The organism is Flagellimonas algicida (assembly GCF_049629585.1).
Classification (GTDB): Bacteria; Bacteroidota; Bacteroidia; order Flavobacteriales; family Flavobacteriaceae; genus Flagellimonas.
Map to the genome: position 1 here is coordinate 1,324,873 of NZ_JBMYIX010000001.1, position 19,610 is coordinate 1,344,482.

Genomic DNA, 19,610 nt, shown 5'->3' on the forward strand with positions numbered 1-19,610 from the left:
TAAAAAAATGTTGTATTTGTAAAAATATTGAGGTAAGAGTGTGCAATATTCAAAAAAATCATGGAACCGCAACTTTTTTCCAATTTTTTATTTCTCCCATACATTCAACATCAAAAACTCCTTGGATTGAAATACTGTTAATTTTTTACTGCTCTTTTTGTGGATTTTTCAGTTTTTATCGTATCTTATTAAGGCTTAACTATCATTAACTTAAACACACCGATCATGAAAAAAATACTTGGATTGGTTTTATTGGTGTTGGTTTTTATTTCCGCAGCATGGCTCACACCGCCAAAACCTGAAACAATGCATTCCATTGAGGGAACATGGGAATTAAAGAGTTTTTACAGCTACGATGATGGAGTAAACATTTCGGACACGGTACCCAAAGCAGATGGATACCGACAGGTAAAAATGTATTATAACGGCAGGGTCATGTGGTCTCGTTATGTGCCACAGGATACTGTGGAATGGTTTGGGTATGGTCGATATAAGATTACGCCCGATTCTTTGATCGAAACCTTGGAATATGCCTCTTCCTCCATGATGAGTGCCTTGGATACCTTACGGGTATTCCGCTTTGAGCTTAATATCACAGAGGATACCTATAGCCAAATAAGCTTTGATGAAGAAGGAAACAGGACCTTCTCCGAAAACTACATCCGAATTGATTGATTAAATCAAGGTTGCACTAAAAAAGGCACTGGAAATTCCAGTGCCTTTTTTAATTTCATGAAATATCTTTCAAGCTTAGGATACCAAGGTCTCCTTGCTTTCCACAGTGGCCAAATAGCGCTCTGCATCCAAGGCAGCCATACAACCTGTTCCTGCAGCGGTTATAGCTTGTCTGTATATTTTATCTTGGGCATCGCCACTGGCAAAAACACCTGGTTTGCTGGTCTTGGTGGATTTGGGTTCGGTAATCAGATACCCTGTTTCATCCATTTCCAGTTGTCCTTTAAAAATATCGGTATTGGGCTTGTGTCCAATTGCGATGAAAAGTCCCGTGATGGCAATTTCTTCTTTTTCCCCTGTTTGGTTGTTTACCATTCTAAGGCCTTCCACCACTTGGTCCCCAATTACTTCATCAACTTCGGTATTGTACCGAACCTCTATATTTTCAAGACTGTTCACCCTGTGTTGCATAGCCTTTGAGGCCCTCATTTCGTCTTTACGGACGAGCATGGTGACCTTTTTGCAGATATTGGCAAGGTATGATGCTTCTTCGGCAGCAGTATCCCCACCACCTACAATGGCCACTTCCTGACCTTTGTAAAAGAATCCATCACAAACGGCGCAGGCTGATACTCCACCACCCCTTAAACGTTGCTCGCTGGGGATGTTCAAGTATTTTGCAGACGCTCCTGTTGAAATGATAATGGTCTCGGCTTCCACAATTTTGGAATCATCCACGGTAACTTTGTGGATTCCTCCCACCTCATCGCTTAAATCCACCGCAGTGATCATTCCTATCCGCACCTCGGTGCCAAATCGTTCCGCTTGCTGTTGCAATTGCATCATCATGGTGGGTCCGTCTATCCCTTCGGGATATCCAGGGAAATTATCCACCTCTGTTGTAGTGGTCAATTGCCCACCAGGTTCCATTCCAGTGTACAGTACAGGTTTCAAATCGGCCCTAGCAGCGTAGATTGCAGCCGTGTACCCCGCAGGTCCCGAACCAACAATCAATGTTTTTACTCTTTCCAGTTGTTCTGACATAACAAAAATCTTCCTCAATATTCTATCCTACAAAAGTAGGTTTTTTGTACAGAAACTTACAAAGCAGGATTGGGCATTCCTCTTTGGATTTATTAAAAAGATGTGAACATTTATCATCAGGGGCATCAACCATCATTATGAACATGCATAAATAGAAAAGAGCCGTTGGGAGCGGCTCTTCCTTTTTATAAGTAGACTCAGTTCATGAAAAAACAATTTTGTCTGGCTTTTCAAAAACCGTTACAACCAAGGGGCTCAACCTCAAAAACCCCCTGGCGCAACGGAAACCTCTTTAGAACTAGAACTTAGGTAAAGAACACTATGAGTACCCTACAATTACCCCATCCTATTTTAGGAGGTTTGTACTTTTAACCTTAAAGCACCTTGTTTTGACTGGGGTAAACTTACAGCGAATCGTTTTTTAAAATAGGGGTAAACTAACCAATGGCCCTTTTGCGTTCACGAATGGCCCTTTTGAATTCATATTTTTAAAATGACTTCTACAAAACCGTGTATAGGGAAGGAAAATTCCTGCGAAAAATAATTTCCAATTGGAATTCTTTATCTGGAATATTTCAGCTTTTTCTCAATGGTCTCTATCATCACGTTGGCAATATCCATTCCTGTGGCGTTCTCTATGCCCTCCAAACCGGGGGAAGAATTCACCTCCAGGAGTAATGGCCCTCTATTGGAACGGATGATATCCACTCCTGCCACGTCCAAGTTGAGTACCTTGGCGGATTTAATGGCCAACTTTCGTTCTTCCGGGGTTATTTTCACCAAAGAGGCGGCCCCACCTTGATGGATATTGGCCCTGAACTCCCCTTTTTGTGCCTGGCGTTGCATGGAGGCCACTACTTTTCCATTCACCACAAAGCAGCGAATATCCTGACCATTGGCTTCCTTGATGAATTCTTGTACCAAAATGTTGGTCTGCACACTTTTAAAGGCATTGATGACACTTTCGGCCGCTTTGTTGGTCTCTGCCAATACCACGCCTTTGCCCTGTGTACTCTCCAAAAGCTTTATGATCAATGGGGAACCGTTCACCATTCGGATAAGGTCCTTGGTATCCATGGGGGATTTGGCAAAACCGGTAATGGGGATATGGATGTCGTTCTTAGAGAACAATTGCGAGGCAAACAACTTATCCCTGGACTTGCTAATGGAGTCAGCAGAATTGAGACAGTACACCCCAAGGGTATCAAACTGCCGTAACAGGGCGCACCCATAAAAGGTAACGGAAGGCTTTATCCGTGGAATCACCGCATCAAACTTATCCAAAATGTTCCCACCCCGGTACCGAATCTCGGGAGAGCCGGCATCCAGTTTCATGTACACGTTTTCCACATTCAGAAAAACCACTTTGTGCCCCCTCAACTCACCCGCCTCAACAATTCTTTTGTTGCTATACAGTTCCGGGTTGCTAGCCAAAAGACCCAAGGTCAATCCCGACTTTTCGGTCATGAAAGGCCTGTATTTTTTGGTAATTTCGTCTTGGGGAACATCACCCTGACAAAAACTTTTCGAGGGGTCTACCAAAAAACGTCCATTAAGGGCTTCACGTCCCAAGAGCATCCGATACTCCATGGTATCCCTATTGGCAAGGGTCAGCTCTATTTCAAACGTTTCGTCACCAATGGTGACCGGGGTCTTGATCACTGGGCGCTCCTCGGAAATACCTTGGGAACTCTTTACGCTCCTAATATCGTACAACTTTGCTTGGCAAAGGATGGAAATACTACGGTTGTCCTGTAATGGGTTCACTTCAAAGCGTACCCAGTCTTCCAATCCCTTTGAAAAAATCTTGATTTTATTGGCCTGAATCGAAGAGGTCTTCGCCCCTGAATCCACCCGTGCCTTGATGGCCGGAATTCCCATTTCCTCCAAACGGCACCATTCCTCGCTGCCCAATATTTTTGCTACGTCCAAAATAAATTATGATTAATTGATCAATCGCATAATGAACAGGTCCATGACCTCTACCAGAATCAAAATGATGATGATCCATTCCAGTCTACTGCTTTCCCTATGGTCCATTATGTCCTTGAAAAGACTTAAATTTTCCTTTATGATGTATCCTTGTTCCTTTATGGTACGATATCTTTCCTTAAGGTCAAAGGTCTGTTTTAAATTTTTGTCCAATCGGTCCAATGCCTCATCTTCCCAAGCCACTTCATGGGAATCAAAAATATAGAGGTTCTCGGATATCTGGTTGTTGATGTTCAGCACCTTGCCGATATGTTTTTTCAGTTTCTTTCCGCCTAGGTCCAACTTCCCAAACCGTTCCAGATAGGTCGTATGGGCCCGCGTCTCTTTCATGATTTGTTCTGAAAGTCCGGCAAAGTAATCCAAGGCCACGGATTGTGAAAGATGGAGTAAGGTAAGACGCATGGCCTCCTTATTGGATTTTGGCAAAATCACCTTACTGTTGCCTACTTTGGGCTGAAAATCCTCCGATTCAAGTTGTACTTCAATCTCTTCCGTAAGCTCCGGGGAACGCCATTCCAGACAAAAAGGTTTGATCATTTCCGAAATGTGGTTTATCCCATTCCAATCATACCCAAAGAACGATACAATTCCGTACTTGAATATGTACAAATACCCTACTGCATCGGAATAGAACAGCTCATCACGGTCCCCGAACAGAAGCTCCCCCTTGATGGCCTGCCTACAACTGGAAATGTCTATGCTTGCGGCCAAATGTACCGCTATAGCTTTTGTATCCATTTTTACAGCGCGAAAATCTCGCTGGGGTCCTTAAAACTTTTGAACTCCACCATATAGCCATTGGGGTCTTGCACAAAAAAGGAAAGGTGTTCTCCCGTTTTGCTTTGCATGAAGGTGGCTTCGGTGGTGATTTCCAAATCCATCTGGAACAATCTCGAGTATAGCTCGCCCCACACATCCACGGGCACAATGACCCCAAAATGGAACGAAGGCAAGATATAATCCTCCAAGCGGTAGTTTTTAAAATCGAAATTAAAACTGCCCGACTCGGTAAAGGTCAGCTGATGGCCAAAAAGGTCAACATCCAACCACTTTTCAGTCTGCCTTCCAAAATTGGCCTTTACCACATCTTGGTAAAAAGCCTTGGTCTCCGCTATGTTCTTACATGGCAAGGCGAGATGAAACTTGATTTCCATTATTCTTGTGTTTCTTTGTTTTTCTTTTAAAACTTTTGAAGTAGGATCGCACCGCCATTCGGTCCGATTTATCCATAAAGGGCAAGGCTTCTTTCCAAGGCATCCAATAGGTGGCGGCAAACTTGTGCTTTTCCTTCACTTTGATGGGTTTAGCCTCCAAGTGCACCAGATAATAGTTCTTGACGACAGCGCCTTCTTTTCCTTTTTTAAGGTGGGAAAGGTAAAATTGGAACTGCCCAAGGGACAATTTCAGCTTAATCTCCTCCCCAACTTCACGGATCAGGGTCTCCTCCTCGGTCTCCTTTTTTTTCTTGACACCGCCGGGCAAGGTATATCGAAGTGGTTTATCCACTTTTTTCAATACCAACACCTTGTCCTTATGGGTGGCTACCAACCTAGATTTGACCACTTTTTTCATTTGAAAGTGTATGGACAAGGGCAGAGCGTATCTGCCCTTATCTGATTATTCCAATACTTTTAAATCCACTATGACAAGAATGTCATACTCTTCTTCGTCTTCATCAATGGCGGTATCAACTTTGTAGGTAACCCTGAACAGTTTTCCCACTGAATCGGTTGAATCTAAATCATACTTTTGGGCCGCAGAGGGTTCAATCTCCGCAAATCCATAAGTAGATCCGTCCGCATCGGTGAAATCGTACAAGTCCTCCACATAACCGTTAAATGTAGCCTCCACAACAGATTCCTGGGTGGTAGGCACTTCCAAAAGTGCTGCCAAGGACAAAAACATTAAAAAAATAGTCTTCATACACTGAAAAAATTAATGATCTGTACTCATTGTTTGGACCTTTTACTGGATGCTCACTCCTCTTCGGAAGTCTCCAACCCATCCGTGTCCAGGGATGTTTCTTCGTCGTTGTCGTTGTCGGATTCTTCGTGGTCCTCCATGGCCATGACCAATCGCTTGCTCACTTTTACCAAATATGCCGTGTCCTCGGTCCTGACCTCGATACATTCCACAATCTCATTGTCACTGTTTCTGTAGGTGACAATATCCCTATCATCATACCCATCCGGATATTTCTCCACCAAAAGGTCCAGCACATGCCGGTTGAGTTTTTTATAATCAACGATCACCCGTTTTAACCCTAAAGTTTGCCTGTTCTTCATCATTACATATTTAAAAGGTAGGCAAAAATCAAAGGCGCCACGATGGTCGCATCGGACTCGATGATATATTTTGGAGTATCGATATCCAATTTCCCCCAAGTGATCTTCTCATTGGGCACTGCCCCGGAGTACGACCCGTAACTGGTGGTCGAGTCGCTGATCTGACAGAAATAGCTCCAAAAAGGAGTCTCGGTCTGCTCCAGATCCTGATACAACATGGGCACCACACAGATTGGGAAATCCCCGGCAATGCCTCCTCCAATCTGAAAAAAGCCAATGCCATTTTCAGAGTTCTTCTGGTACCAATCGGCCAAAAAGGTCATGTATTCTATACCCGATTTTACCGTACTGGCCTTTAACTCTCCCTTGATCACATAACTGGCAAAAATGTTCCCCATGGTGCTATCTTCCCAACCAGGGACCACAATGGGCAGGTTTTTTTGTGCAGCGGCGTACATCCAAGAATCCTTTATATCAATCTCGTAATACTCTTCTAAAACGCCAGATAAGAGCAATTGGTACATATACTCATGCGGAAAATATCTTTTTCCTTCTTCCTCGGCCTTCTTCCAAAGCTTGTAAATATGCTGTTGCAACCTTCTAAAGGCCTCTTCCTCCGGAATGCAGGTATCGGTAACACGGTTCAATCCCTTTTCCAGCAAATCCCATTCTTCCTGAGGGGTAAGATCCCTGTAGTTTGGGATTCTTTTGTAGTGGGAATGGGCCACCAAATTCATAAGGTCTTCCTCCAAGTTGGCTCCGGTACATGAGACAATGTGTACTTTGTCCTGGCGTATGATTTCTGAAAAAATCTTGCCCAACTCTGCTGTGCTCATCGCCCCCGCCAAGGAGACCAGCATTTTGGCCCCTTGATCCAACTGCGTTTCATACCCCTTCGCTGCATCGACCAGTGAGGCCGCATTGAAGTGAAGGAAATATTTTTGAATGAATTGTGATATTTCTCCTTTATTATTCATCGTAATCGTCTAAAGCATTGGAAGATTTTTTAAAACTGTCGTCAGCCTTTGAAAAACCTTCTTCCTGAAAATCGTTTTTCTTTAAAAATTTATAACTCAACATTTTGTAGTACAGCTTCGCGGCCAAAAAGTCCGAGGAACGGTCCACCTCATTGGGGCATAACTCCACAATATCAAAACCTACCACGTTCTTTTCCTCGAACACCCTTTTTAGGAAATCCAAGGTCTCGTACCAAAACAATCCTCCGGGTTCAGGGGTTCCTGTGGACGGAAGGATGGAAGGGTCAAACGCATCCAGATCAAAGGTAATGTAGACCGTATCGGTCATCAAGTCCAAAGCATTGTCCATCCAAAAATCATCGGTCACCATTTCATGGGCAAAGAACACCTTATCCCTATCCATGACCAAGGTTTCGGCATGATCCATACTACGGATACCTACTTGTACCAAATTAGTAGTCTCATTGGCTTCATAAAGAGCGCAGGCATGATTGTACTTTGTGCCCAAGTACTCCTTACGCAAATCGGCATGGGCATCTATCTGAAGTACGGTCAAATCTTCAAAAGACTCATTAAACGCCCGGATCGCACCAATGGATATGGAATGCTCTCCTCCGAACATAGTCACCAACTTGTTTCGTTTGATGTATTCCTTCACGGTTTTGTGCACCGCATGGACCATGGTCTCGGGGGTTTCAAAATCCGTAATGGGCTCAGAAAGGTAAATACCTTCCTTGTACACCTCGCTATCGGTTTCAATATCGTATAGCTCCATGTTTTCCGAGGCATCCAAAAAGGCATCCGGACCTTTGTCCGCACCTTTTCCCCAAGTACTGGTGCCATCATAGGGAACGGGCAACAATACCACTTTGGCCTTTTCGGCCGAACCGTATTCCTTTGGAATACCGGCATATGTTTTATTCGTATTCATTTTAGTTTATTATTCGTATTCAGTTTTTGCTGGAAACCAGCAGTTTTTTTGGGTCTATCAAGACGTTCTCTTCTTTTTTGGTTCCATATCCCAAGATGGATAGAAACTCTTGTGCGGTCTGCTGTTCCGCAAACACGGAGGTTTCTATATTTCCATCTTCATCCTTGTTGATCAGAATGTGTTTGGGATGTGGAATAAGACAGTGTTGCAAACCGCCAAATCCACCAATGGTCTCTTGATAAGCCCCTGTATTGAAAAACCCGATATATAGCGGTTTGTCCTTTCTGTATTTGGGCAGGTAGATGGCGTTCATATGCTGTTCCGAGTTATAATAATCATCACTGTCGCAGGTAAGCCCACCCAACAGGATACGCTCGTATTCCTCGTTCCATCGGTTAATGGCCAACATGATGAACCGCTTGCTAATGGCCCAAGAATCTGGCATCGTAGTGATGAACGAAGAGTTGATCATGTTCCACTTTTCGCGATCGTTCTGCTGTTTCTGATACAGTACCTCATAAATGGTGCCTCCACTTTCACCTACGGTAAAGCTGCCAAACTCGGTAAAAATATTGGGCACGTCCACCCCTGCCTCATCACAGGCCTGTTTGATCTGGTGAATGATCTCATCCACCATATAGGCATAGTCATACTCAAAGGCCAAGGAATTCTTGATTGGGAACCCGCCACCAATGTTCAAACTATCCAAAGTAGGACAAACCTTCTTCAGGCTTACGTACACTTTTAAGCACTTTACCAATTCGTTCCAATAATAGGCCGTATCCCGAATCCCCGTATTGATGAAGAAGTGCAACATCTTCAGTTCAACCTTGGGGTTGCTTTTTATGGATTGATTGTAAAAAGGCACAATGTTCTTGTAACCGATACCCAGTCTGGAGGTATAAAACTCAAATTTGGGTTCTTCCTCGGAAGCAATCCGTATTCCTACCTTAAAATTGTCCTCGATGGCCTCCCCAAGAAGTTCCAATTCCTCGTAGTTGTCAATGATCGGGATACAGTTGTTATGTCCATTGTTGATCAACCGGGCAATGTTCTGCACATATTGGTCCCTTTTAAAGCCATTGCAAAGCACATAGGTGTTCTCGGAAATCTTCCCGGTTTTCTTCAAATGCTCCACGATATCAATATCAAAGGCCGAAGAGGTCTCAATATGAATGTCATTTTTAAGGGCTTCATTAAGGACATGCTCAAAATGCGAGCTTTTGGTGCAATAGCAATAATGATACTTTCCCTTATAAGCATGTTTCTCCATGGCTTCTCCAAACCACTTTTTGGCCCGCTGTATGTTATCGGAAATCTTGGGCAAATAGGTAAACTTCAAGGGAGCTCCATAGCGCTGTACCAAATCATATAGGTCAATACCATGGAATTGTAATTTGTTGTCCTCCAATTGGAACTCCTCTTGGGGGAAATCATAAGTCTGCTCGATCAAGTCGATGTATTTTGTTTTCATTTGTATTTCGCGTTGTTAAAAAACTAATAGGTAAAAATTGAATGGAAAGAGAACAGCTTCTCAGATGCGAAATTCAAATACGGTATAGGCCACAAAGAATGGTCTCCGTGAGAAATCACGGATTACGGAGTGCATTTCGGAAGTCAGCCCTAAGATTCGGTGTCTTATCCCTAAGACGGCTTTTTGGGTAGACTTCCTTATTCCCAAAAGCCCGAACATGAAAAAAGCTTTCAAAGTATAGGCAATGCGACCCTTTATGGGGTCTCATTCATGGGTCAAACATAAACAAAAAATGAATACGACAACTTTTTTGACAAAAAAATTTTATATCTTATATTTTACTGATATTCAGTGTATTGAATCCAAAAACTTCTTCCCCATAGATTACAATACCTCCAGATAGTACACAAAAAAGTGTTTCATATCAGCCCACCAAAGGTGGTTTGTCATTTATAAAAGGCTGATGGTAATACCTCCTACCCGTTGCACGATATAGCGCATTGGCCAAAGCTCCCATGATGGGTGGCAACGAAGGTTCGCCCAATCCTGTTGGATCTATGCCATTATCCACAAAAAAGCTCTCTATTTCCTTGGGGGCTTCCATATTTCGGATCAATCGGTATGTATCAAAATTCTTTTGGTCCGATTGGCCATTACTGAAGCTCAAAGCACTATAGGTAGCATGTCCTATTCCATCTACAATTCCTCCTTCAATTTGGTTTTTGGCACTCAACGGATTGATTACTATTCCACAATCCACCGCACACCACACCTTATCGATATTAGGTTTGTCCCCATCCACAGTCAAGTCCATCACCTGGGCCACATAAGAGTTGTGGCAGTAGTAGGCCGATACACCCCTTGATTTGCCATTGTTGTCCCCACCGGTCCAACCGGATTTCTCCCGGACCAATTTTAGAACCCCCGCATAGCGTTCTGGGTCGTAATCATTGTTCTTGGGATCTCCAACCGGGTTGGTTATCGCCCTATCAAAAAGCTCCAAACGAAAGGCGATGGGGTCTTTTCCTGCCGCTTCGGCCACTTCGTCCATAAAAGCTTGCTCAGCCCCGGCAATAAAGTTGGAGCGTGGTGCCCTCCATGCCCCTGTGGTAACATTGGTCTGCAAGCTATGCTTTTCGGCCAAATAATTATCTACGGCCCCAGCCGGGAAACGGTTTTCAAATATCAAATCATCATTGGTTCCCGCACCTCTTACGTGCCAGGCAATCAGATTGCCTTTATCATCCAAACCGGCTTTATAACGCACTTTGTACGATGGGCGATACGTCCCTTGGGTCATATCGTCCTCACGGGTATACACCAATTTAATGGGGGCTTGCATTCTTTGGGAAATCACAGCGGCTTCCACTGCAAATGTTCCGTATAGGCGGCGACCAAATCCTCCTCCCATCCGGGTCATCATGATATCGATTTTCTCTGCGGGCATTCCCAATACGGACACCAAGGTCTTTTCCAGGAATTCCGGCGTCTGAATGGGTCCCAAAAGTTCTGCTTTTTCCGAGGTCACATGGGCGAAGAAATTCATGGGCTCCATGGTGTTGTGCGCCAAAAATGGAGCTGTATAGACGCTTTCCACAATTTTGGTAGCGCTTTTGAAAGCCTGATCCACATCACCGTCCTTACGTGCCGCTTCCTTGGGTGCTGTGTCCAACAATTGGTTCAATGCCTCATCATGGTACGCACTGCTTTCCAAAGTGGAGGCTTCTTCCCACTCTATATCCAAAGCTTTTTTGGCCTGCATGCATTCCCAAGTGCTATTGCCCACTATGGCCACTTGTTCTGCGATGGCTCCTCCGTCCGACCATTGTTTTTCAGCATCTTCGGGATACACCACAACGGGAAACACATCCTTGATTCCCGGCATGGCCTTGGCTGCTGTGGCATCCATGGATTTATATTTCATTCCAAATGCGGGAGGGTGCACAATCATGGCGGTGAGCATTCCTTCCCGTTGAATATCCAAACCGAACAAAGGTTTTCCGGTCACTATCTTGGGGCCGTCCACATTTTTTCGGTCCGTACCCACGATTTTGAATTCGCTTATTTCTTTCACCGATACTTCTTCCGGAACCTCCAAACCTGAAGCGATGGAGGCCATTTCACCATATCCGGCCGATTTGTCACTGGCCGCATGGTGAAGCATGCCTTCCCCTGTCGTGATCTCATCCACGGGAACCTGCCAAGTTTGTGCCGCGGCCTCTTTCAACATTTGGCGGGCCGTGGCCCCTGTCATTCTTAAACTTTCCCATCCTTGACGAATGGATTGACTTCCTCCTGCCAATTGACGGGTAAAAATGTCCGTGTTCAAAGGTGCCTGTTCCACAATGACATCCTTCCAGGCCACATCCAACTCTTCGGCCACGATCATGGGCATGGCTGTCTTTACATTTTGACCTATTTCTGGATTGGGAGACATGATGGTGACCATGCCATTATCCCCAACCTTGAGAAATCCATTGAGTTCAAACCATTCCTTGGGCATGGCGTTGACCTGTTCCGGGGTCATTTTACAGGATGCCAGCCAATTGAATCCTAAAACAAGGCCCCCACTGGCCAAACCGGTATTCCTGATAAATGATCGTCTTCCTATTTTTGTCTTTACAAGTGTCATGGTGGTAGTTTTATGTTCGCCCGGTTTGATTAAGATTCTGAAGCTATTTTCACCGCTTTTCGGATACGGAGATAGGTACCGCAACGGCAAATATTTCCGTTCATGGCCGTTTCAATTTCTTCGTCTGTTGGATTTGGATTCTTCTCCAATAAGGCCGATGCCGTCATAATCTGTCCTGCTTGACAATACCCACATTGGGGCACGTCCACTTCCAACCATGCCTTTTGCACGGGGTGGTCCCCATTTTCGGAAAGCCCTTCAATGGTCGTGATGTTCTTGTCCCCTATACTGGATACGGGCAATATGCAAGAACGCGTGGCCGTTCCGTCCAAATGAATGGTGCAGGCACCGCATTGGGCGATGCCACAACCAAATTTTGTCCCGACCATGTTCAAATGATCGCGAAGAACCCAAAGTATGGGCGTGGAGGGGTCTACGTCCACCTCCTGTTTTTTTCCGTTGATGTTCAGTGTAAATGTTGCCATAGTCTCAAAAATTCCATTGAATTTATAAAATTTTAATCACGTAGCGGTTGTAAAAATCAAACATCTACCAAAAAATTAACATGTTTGCTTTAATACCACTCCTTCCATCAGTTTGCACAACCAGGGTTTTATACTTTCTTAAATATGTGTTTTAAAAATGGGTACTGTCATCAAAACCCACTATCGTTCGAAAAGTCAGGTTGATTCTTGGAGACCCTACCATTTTGGTTGGAGGCAAACGGTGCAACCAATGGGTTTGGGTGGTTCCCTTCATCACCAACAAACTTCCATGTTCCAGGGCAATGGAAACCTTTTCCTTGGTGGTTTTATGTTTAAAAGAGAATTTTCTTTCCGCCCCAAAGCTCAAGGAACCAATGGTGCCATCCTTTTTTAAGTCCTTTTCGGCATCACTGTGCCAAGCCATGCCCTCTTCCCCGGAATGATATAGGTTCAACAAGCAGGAATTGAAGCTTTCCCCTGTGTGTTCCTCCACCATTTTTTTAAGCTCAAGAAGCTCGGGGGTCCAAGGCAATGCCAGTTTGGTGGTATTGGAATAGGTATACTCAAAAGGCAAGTCTCCATACCAGGCCACCTTTCTTTTGGTCTCAATGCGTTTGCCATAGATGATGGCCACATCATTTTTCCAAGCAATGGCATCCATCAACTTTTTATAGTATGCATTGGCTTGATCATACGCCAAAATGGGTCCATGATAGTTTACGATACCATCATGGGGCAGCCAATTTTGGTCAGGGTTGTTTTGATGGGAGAACAAGTTCATCTTTCCATAGTTTGTATTCCATCCGCATGCAATGCCCACAGGGTCTATATCCCAAAGAAATGGCTTCTTGCCCGGTTTTGAAAAAGACACGGTTTTCATGCTTCATGCGTTTGCCCGATGTACACTTCAAGGTACCATAAATCTTCAACTTCTTATGGCCGGCATATGTGATTTCTCTTTGCCTAATTCCTATTCTTACCTCAAAATCTTCCAGATGGATGTGGTACAGCATATCAACTTATCGCATCGTGAAAAATGATTCCCAAGGTATAGCGTTCCCCTTCGGAGACCTCACTAACCCCATGTTTCACAGCTACCCTGTAATATCCTTTTTGACCTTTCACAGGTCTAAAATTGGTGGTGAACACAACCATACTTCCTTTTTTGGGCCTTAAGACCATTGCTTTCGACTGGGCTCTGGGTGTTTGCTGGGTCAGGACAAATTCCCCGCCCTCATGATCCTCGCCGGGTTCACTCAAAAACAATACCGCTTGAAGCGGAAAATAGACATCGCCATACAGGTCCTGATGCAAGGTATTAAAACCTCCTTCCCCGTATTTCAATATCAAGGGAGTGGGTTTCAACTGGTTTTGTTCCTTGCATTGTTCCATCAGTTCTTGATGGGTGTCGGGAAATATCTTTTCCATTTTCAACGCTTTCATCCAAAGGTTGGCCACAGGTACTAGATAAGGATATATGGTCTCCCGAATGCTCTGGATGATCTCAGGCAAAGGATAGTCAAAATACTTGTACTCTCCCAATCCAAACCGGTAACGTTCCATGACCACGGTCTTTCTATAACCACTAGGGTTGTTGTACATCACTTTTAACCCATCGCACTCCTTTGGAGTGAGCAAATTGGGCACCAAGGCAAATCCCTTGGCATGTAGATTTTCTTCCACAAGCGACCAGTCCACTTTATGGATTTTTGATATGAGGTCATTCATTTTTAATGGATTCTGTTTGAATTAGCTTGAGGTCTCCGTTTGGGCCGCTTCCCACCCGATGATGGCGCTCTTTCTCGTAGGTCCCCACATGTATCCACCGAGCTGGCCCGAGGATTGGATAACCCTATGACAGGGAATCAAAAAGGCAACGGGATTGTTTCCTATGGCCGTCCCTACGGCCCTAGCCGCTTTGGGTTGATTGATACTTTGTGCAATATTCCCGTAGGTGGATAGATTTCCCATGGGAATCTTAAGGAGTGTTTCCCATACTTTTAGTTGGAATGGGGTCCCATTCAGGTGGAGTTTTATCTGGTCCAACCTTTCCCAATCGTGTTGAAAGATGAACAAGCCATCCTGTTGGTTCTTATCCAACATTTGATGATACTTGGCCTTTGGAAATCTGGATTTCAGGCTTTCGAATGCCTGGGCCTCATCATTGATAAAAGACATATGGCAAATTCCTTTGGGAGTCGATGCCACCAATAAAGGGCCAAATGGACTTTCGGCAAAGCTATAATTGATGGTCAGGTTCTCGCCTCCGTTTTTAAATTCTCCCGGGGTCATTCCCTCAATGTTTATGAACAAATCGTGAAGTCTACTGGTCCCTGAAAATCCGGTTTCTTGGGCCGTATCGAACAAAGTGGTATGTCGTTCCTTCAGCAACTGTTTTGCATATTCTACACTGATGTACTGCATGAATTTTTTGGGGCTTACGCCCGCCCATTCCGTAAATAGACGTTGAAAATGGTATGGGCTTAGGTGTACGGTCTCGGCCACTTGATTCAAGGTGGGTTGCTCCTTGAAGTTGTCCCTGATAAAATCAATGGCCTTCGCTATTCGTTTGTAATTGTAATCTGCCTGGGTTTCCATAACTATACGATTTGAAACCAAAAGTATAGGACTTCACTTTGCTTCAAAACCCGATTCTTGCTCACTTGGAATCCAAGGATCATCCCTGCAACATTTCCTGGCTTTTCCTCAATAACTCCACCACCCTTTCCTTGAGGGCCTCTGGCTCAACTATCTTGGCAAAATCCCCGAACATTAAATACCATCGGGCAAAACCGTTATCCAAATCCATGGACATAAAGGTCATTTCCACAAACTCTCCTTTTTGGGTTTCCGAAACAAAACCGTAGTGTTTCCTACTTCCTTGTATATATCTGGCCACCGTTTTATCTACCAATATCCTGACCTTGATCTTTGGCGGTTTCTTTTCCTTTTGACGGTACTCATCCAAAGTCCCGTGCTCCAATACAAAATCAAGCGGTGTGCGTTCAATCCTGTGGATTCTATCCGTTCGGAAATATCTGTAATCCTTTCGTAAATGACAGTAGCCCAAAATGTACCAAAACTCATTTTCGTTGAAGAGTCCCACGGGTTCTATCTTCCGTTCCGAAGGAATCTCTGTCTGTAGGGCCCCATATCGCAAAAAGACCTGCTTTTTTTCCGCAATGCTCTCGAACAGAATCTCGAGGGCGTTGGGAACCTTTTCATTAAAGAGTTCCTTGCCCGGCATAATGGACACTTGGGATTCCAAGGCCTCGACCCAGGCTTTTTCCCTTCCCCGCAAAACGGATTTGAGCTTGTACATGGCCGACTCATGGTAGGCCCCCAACGATTTGTCGGTAAACTTTTGCATAAGCTTTTCCGCAGCCACAAAACTCCCGGCTTCCTCACGGGTGAACATTACCGGGGGCAGCCGGTACCCTTCCATGATGGAATAGCCTACCCCTGCCTCGCTGACAATAGGTACACCAGAGGCCTCCAAGGTGCGAATGTCCCTATATATGGTCCGAAGACTCACCTCGAAACGATCGGCCAATTCCTGTGCCTTTACAATACGTTTGGATTGCAATTGGATCAAAATCGCCACAATCCTATCAAAACGTTTTACGGTATCCATTCCCATAATCGAATGTGCTATCTCCCAAAGATAGGATTTCAATCCAAGGACGGGAGACCATTTCCATTTCATTTTAATTCGTTTTAAAATCCATTTTAAAGAAGCTGCCCGCATATGGATTTCCAAGGAGCACACGCAACTTCACAGCATACAAAATTCTGTATGGGATATGACAACCCTATGTCATCACCATTTTTTTTGAGGAGTTTTTTTCTGTTGACACAGGGCTGTCACACCCCACTTCTACCTTTGGTTCCACAATCAAAATCTAAATCATGTATCATGGAAAAAACAATGGAACAACAAAAAGAAGCAACACAAGTAATCACGCCTTCCCAACTATTGGAACATTGGCAAGGACACAGAAAGGTCACACGCCGGGTCATCGAAGCATTTCCAGAAAAAGAACTCTTTACGCACTCCATTGGAGGGATGCGTCCATTTTCGGAAATGGTGAATGAGCTCTTGGGCATTGCCGTTCCTGGGCTACAGGAAATTGTTTCGGGTAAGACTTCAGAGCTTAAGGAACATTTTGACCACGGAAACAGCAAGGCAAAGGTTCTAGAGGCCTGGGATGCATCCACGGAGGAAATCACCACGCTTTGGAACAAGATCACGTTGGAGCGCTTTCAGGAAAACATTGTCCTATTTGGTCAGTACGAAGGTTCGGTACAATCTTCAATCTTCTATTTTATAGACAATGAAATCCACCATCGTGGCCAAGGATATGTTTACCTACGGTCTTTGGGGATAGAGCCTCCATTTTTTTGGGAAAGGAACTAATGCATCTATATGAATATGAAGACCGTTCTAGTATTTAAAACATCCGTCCTTGACCAAAGCGGAGTGAAAAGGCTCAAACCTAAATTAAATGAGTTGGTGGACAAGAATGGGGAATGGAATTTTGACCTGGAGGATTGTGACAACATTCTCCGGGTCGAAACCCAAAATATTGGGGCCGTTACCATTTCCTCCCTCCTCCAGAAAAATGGGTTTGTTTGCGAGGAATTGCATTAATTTCCCCAAAACCATTTCCCAGCTCTCCCTTTGGCTTGTTTCCATAACACAACAGCAAATACCCCTACAGTGAGAATTGTAGGAAATTACATTCAATGCACAGGTCTAAAAGTTAAATCTTCACCCTGCCAAAAAATTATTTCACTCACATGGACAAGGTCTCCCATTTACCGGAGGCCTTGCCAATTAAGGTTATTCGATCATTTTATCATACCCTCATTAAAGCTCTGTTAAATATTTCACAAAATGAATCCGATATAAAAAGTAGGACTTACGTTTTTTTTTCTATATTAGGAAAATATTATCAACCTCTTAACATAATGTCATTAATACCTAGCATTTCGGAAGGTTACGATTATAATGATAAGAAAAGTTCTTCTCAGGATTTTTCGAAGTCTTTTGATTGTGCCATGGAATGGAAGCTATTCTGTGACGGCAGCGAGTCTGCATTTGTTAAGATCTACAACCATTATTTTCAATCGCTCTATAATTTAGGTCGGCAATTTTCAGGAGACACGGACCTCCTCAAGGATTGTCTTCAGGAAACTTTCATTTCCATAAGAAAAAAGAGGCACGACCTACACAAAGTAATATCTGTAAAGGCTTTCCTAATTAAATGCTACCGAAACAAGATTATTACCGAGCAAAAGAAACAAAAGAAAAAGAATAAGAAGATGGACTTTGACCTATCCAATGAATCTTTTGGTTTTTTGGTCACCCCATCACATGAGAGCTTACTTGTGAACAAACAGTTTCACACGGAACAGGTAGCATTGATACAAGACTCCCTGAACAAACTGACCCAAAGGCAGCGTGAGGTAATCTATTATTTCTATTACAACGGACTTTCGTATTCCCAAATTAAAGAAGTTATGGGCTTTTCCAGTGTAAGGGCCGTGAGGAATTTGATGTACCGATCACTGTCCGAGTTAAAAAAATATGCTGAGGCTCCAGTCAAATAATGACAATCAACATTATTTCAAAACCTTGCCCTTGTACTTTCAAAAACTTTGTTTGATGTCAATATACTGGTCTCCATATATTTTCACAATCAACCGAAAAATCAGTTTTGCCATGTTGGGTTTACATTCGTTTTTAATGTTAAAAAATATACCGGATTCTCAACAAATCAAAAACATATCTGCGTAGAAAACAGAATCTTGATTTTTTTTTTAAAAAAAAGTTAATCTTTTTTGATGTCATTTGAGAATTTTTGATGTCATATAAATATAGGTGCCAAAGTTTATGGATTATCACGAACACGAATTGGAAGATTTTATGGCCGACCCAGAGTTTAGAAACTGGGTATTGAAGCCAAATCCTTCCAACCATTTCTTCTGGAAGAAATGGTTGGCTGCCAATCCGTGCAAAAAAAGGACGGTCATGGTGGCAAGGGAAATTATCCTTTCCTTCAAATACCGTTCTTCTGAAGACATAAATCTTATTGATCAAGGAGAAATTCTTAAGTCCATTTTGGCAAAGAGGGACTCACAGATTTCACCCAAAAAAACAAGTAGCTCCCTTATGGCGTTCCAAGCTGCCGCCTGTGCTTTGGTCATGGCGGCACTGACCATAGGATTGAAATGGTCCTCATCCACAGAGATTGTTCCCACATTCAGTCCGGCAAAACTTATCGTGAAAGAAAATTTCCGAGGCCAAAAATCCAGAATTACATTACCTGACGGGTCAACCGTATACTTAAATAATAACAGTAGGGTTTCCTACAGTTCCAGTTTTGTTCACAAAAGGGAGATTTTTTTAGAGGGAGAGGCCTTTTTCGAAGTGGTAAAAGATCCTTCAAGACCTTTTGTGGTCAACTCCAATGGTTTATTGACCAAAGCTTTGGGAACCTCCTTTAATATAAGGGCGCCTCAAGGTGAAAAGGTTGAGGTTGGTCTTGTTACCGGAAAAATTTTAGTGTCTCCTGTAATATCAGACGATTCGGGCACAAAAATCATCGAAGACCTTGGAGGCAAGGCAACTTATGACACCAATGATGGTAAATTGGCCATATCCTCTTATCCCGATATGGATTTTTATCAGTGGACCAAAAGGATATTGGTGTTCAAGGCGGCGAGCTTCAAAGAAGTCAAGGAGACCTTGGAAAATTGGTATGATGTGGACATTTCGGTGCGCAACCTGAACAGGGCCATTACCTATACAGGAAAATTTCCTGCGGAAAGTTTGGAGAGCGTACTGGAACAAATGGCTTATGCGGAACGGTTTTCCTTTAAAATGGACAAGAAAGACTCAAGAAAAATAACAATCAATTTTAAATAACTAAAACCTTTAAAACTTTAAATCTATGGGAATGAAAAACTCGACGTAAAAATAAGTTTGCTCCAAAGAAAATGGCACTTTCGATGGAGGCAAACTTATCATCAAAAGTTCAATTAAAAATAGTATCAACTAAACCGACGTAAAAGTATGAAATTTAAACTAACTAAAACGATCGCTGTGCTCT

22 protein-coding genes are annotated in these 19,610 nt (G+C 43.5%); 5 read left to right on the forward strand and 17 right to left on the reverse strand.

Translation table 11 applies throughout. The features are described 5' to 3' along the window. Positions 1–225 precede the first annotated feature (225 nt). Positions 226–675: a hypothetical protein gene (locus ACPD8L_RS05935; RefSeq protein WP_116218076.1), complete on the forward strand. Its 450-nt coding sequence runs from the start codon at positions 226–228 to the stop codon at positions 673–675. Positions 676–750: 75 nt separating this feature from the next. Here ACPD8L_RS05935 and trxB read toward each other — a convergent pair whose 3' ends face one another. The 17 genes from trxB to ACPD8L_RS06020 all read right to left on the reverse strand — a co-directional run bounded on the left by trxB (position 751) and on the right by ACPD8L_RS06020 (position 16,135). Then, positions 751–1,719 (reverse strand): thioredoxin-disulfide reductase, encoded by a 969-nt coding sequence (gene trxB, locus ACPD8L_RS05940; protein ID WP_293301367.1) that lies wholly within the window; start codon positions 1,717–1,719, stop codon positions 751–753. Positions 1,720–2,280: 561 nt separating this feature from the next. Further along, complete coding sequence (gene rimK, locus ACPD8L_RS05945) at positions 2,281–3,654, reverse strand: 30S ribosomal protein S6--L-glutamate ligase (protein WP_423942976.1); 1,374 nt, start codon at positions 3,652–3,654, stop codon at positions 2,281–2,283. Between the two features lie 9 nt (positions 3,655–3,663). Then, on the reverse strand, positions 3,664–4,449 hold the full coding sequence (locus tag ACPD8L_RS05950) for an RMD1 family protein (protein WP_423942492.1): 786 nt from the start codon (positions 4,447–4,449) through the stop codon (positions 3,664–3,666). A 2-nt stretch (positions 4,450–4,451) separates the two neighbouring features. Continuing rightward, positions 4,452–4,865 (reverse strand): VOC family protein, encoded by a 414-nt coding sequence (locus ACPD8L_RS05955; RefSeq protein WP_116218080.1) that lies wholly within the window; start codon positions 4,863–4,865, stop codon positions 4,452–4,454. Further along, positions 4,831–5,283 (reverse strand): NUDIX hydrolase, encoded by a 453-nt coding sequence (locus ACPD8L_RS05960; RefSeq protein WP_116218081.1) that lies wholly within the window; start codon positions 5,281–5,283, stop codon positions 4,831–4,833. The genes ACPD8L_RS05955 and ACPD8L_RS05960 overlap by 35 nt, the downstream gene beginning before the upstream one ends. A 45-nt stretch (positions 5,284–5,328) precedes the next feature. Beyond that, positions 5,329–5,634 (reverse strand): hypothetical protein, encoded by a 306-nt coding sequence (locus ACPD8L_RS05965; protein WP_147300845.1) that lies wholly within the window; start codon positions 5,632–5,634, stop codon positions 5,329–5,331. A gap of 53 nt (positions 5,635–5,687) precedes the next feature. Then, positions 5,688–5,996: a hypothetical protein gene (locus ACPD8L_RS05970; protein WP_293304796.1), complete on the reverse strand. Its 309-nt coding sequence runs from the start codon at positions 5,994–5,996 to the stop codon at positions 5,688–5,690. 2 nt (positions 5,997–5,998) lie between these two features. Then, positions 5,999–6,973: a deoxyhypusine synthase family protein gene (locus tag ACPD8L_RS05975; protein WP_293301371.1), complete on the reverse strand. Its 975-nt coding sequence runs from the start codon at positions 6,971–6,973 to the stop codon at positions 5,999–6,001. Next, positions 6,966–7,904 (reverse strand): agmatinase, encoded by a 939-nt coding sequence (gene speB / locus ACPD8L_RS05980; RefSeq protein ID WP_116218084.1) that lies wholly within the window; start codon positions 7,902–7,904, stop codon positions 6,966–6,968. Before speB ends, ACPD8L_RS05975 begins: the two co-directional genes overlap by 8 nt. Positions 7,905–7,923: 19 nt before the next feature. Next, a complete protein-coding gene (locus ACPD8L_RS05985; RefSeq protein WP_423942495.1) occupies positions 7,924–9,378 on the reverse strand; it encodes an arginine decarboxylase in 1,455 nt (484 codons plus the stop codon). 424 nt (positions 9,379–9,802) lie between these two features. Beyond that, positions 9,803–12,010 (reverse strand): xanthine dehydrogenase family protein molybdopterin-binding subunit, encoded by a 2,208-nt coding sequence (locus ACPD8L_RS05990; protein ID WP_423942496.1) that lies wholly within the window; start codon positions 12,008–12,010, stop codon positions 9,803–9,805. A gap of 29 nt (positions 12,011–12,039) precedes the next feature. Continuing rightward, positions 12,040–12,495, reverse strand: a complete 456-nt coding sequence (locus ACPD8L_RS05995; RefSeq protein WP_421809717.1) for a (2Fe-2S)-binding protein — start codon at positions 12,493–12,495, stop codon at positions 12,040–12,042. 151 nt (positions 12,496–12,646) lie between these two features. Further along, positions 12,647–13,276, reverse strand: coding sequence for an alpha-ketoglutarate-dependent dioxygenase AlkB family protein (locus ACPD8L_RS06000; protein WP_423942498.1), 630 nt, complete (start codon positions 13,274–13,276; stop codon positions 12,647–12,649). Beyond that, positions 13,245–13,508: an Ada metal-binding domain-containing protein gene (locus tag ACPD8L_RS06005; RefSeq protein ID WP_423942500.1), complete on the reverse strand. Its 264-nt coding sequence runs from the start codon at positions 13,506–13,508 to the stop codon at positions 13,245–13,247. Before ACPD8L_RS06005 ends, ACPD8L_RS06000 begins: the two co-directional genes overlap by 32 nt. A 1-nt stretch (position 13,509) precedes the next feature. Then, entirely contained in the window at positions 13,510–14,223 is a 714-nt protein-coding gene (locus ACPD8L_RS06010; protein WP_423942502.1) for a 2OG-Fe(II) oxygenase, read from the reverse strand. A gap of 21 nt (positions 14,224–14,244) precedes the next feature. Further along, positions 14,245–15,093 (reverse strand): methylated-DNA--[protein]-cysteine S-methyltransferase, encoded by an 849-nt coding sequence (locus ACPD8L_RS06015; RefSeq protein WP_423942504.1) that lies wholly within the window; start codon positions 15,091–15,093, stop codon positions 14,245–14,247. A 79-nt stretch (positions 15,094–15,172) separates the two neighbouring features. Then, entirely contained in the window at positions 15,173–16,135 is a 963-nt protein-coding gene (locus tag ACPD8L_RS06020) for a helix-turn-helix transcriptional regulator (protein ID WP_181898252.1), read from the reverse strand. A gap of 276 nt (positions 16,136–16,411) precedes the next feature. Here ACPD8L_RS06020 and ACPD8L_RS06025 point away from each other — a divergent pair, with 276 nt between their 5' ends. The 4 genes from ACPD8L_RS06025 to ACPD8L_RS06040 all read left to right on the forward strand — a co-directional run bounded on the left by ACPD8L_RS06025 (position 16,412) and on the right by ACPD8L_RS06040 (position 19,426). Beyond that, a complete protein-coding gene (locus tag ACPD8L_RS06025; protein WP_423942506.1) occupies positions 16,412–16,912 on the forward strand; it encodes a DinB family protein in 501 nt (166 codons plus the stop codon). Positions 16,913–16,927: 15 nt separating this feature from the next. After that, on the forward strand, positions 16,928–17,146 hold the full coding sequence (locus tag ACPD8L_RS06030; protein WP_116218705.1) for a hypothetical protein: 219 nt from the start codon (positions 16,928–16,930) through the stop codon (positions 17,144–17,146). A 320-nt stretch (positions 17,147–17,466) separates the two neighbouring features. After that, complete coding sequence (locus ACPD8L_RS06035) at positions 17,467–18,108, forward strand: RNA polymerase sigma factor (RefSeq protein ID WP_293301396.1); 642 nt, start codon at positions 17,467–17,469, stop codon at positions 18,106–18,108. A 283-nt stretch (positions 18,109–18,391) separates the two neighbouring features. Continuing rightward, entirely contained in the window at positions 18,392–19,426 is a 1,035-nt protein-coding gene (locus ACPD8L_RS06040; RefSeq protein ID WP_423942507.1) for a FecR family protein, read from the forward strand. Positions 19,427–19,610 lie beyond the last annotated feature (184 nt).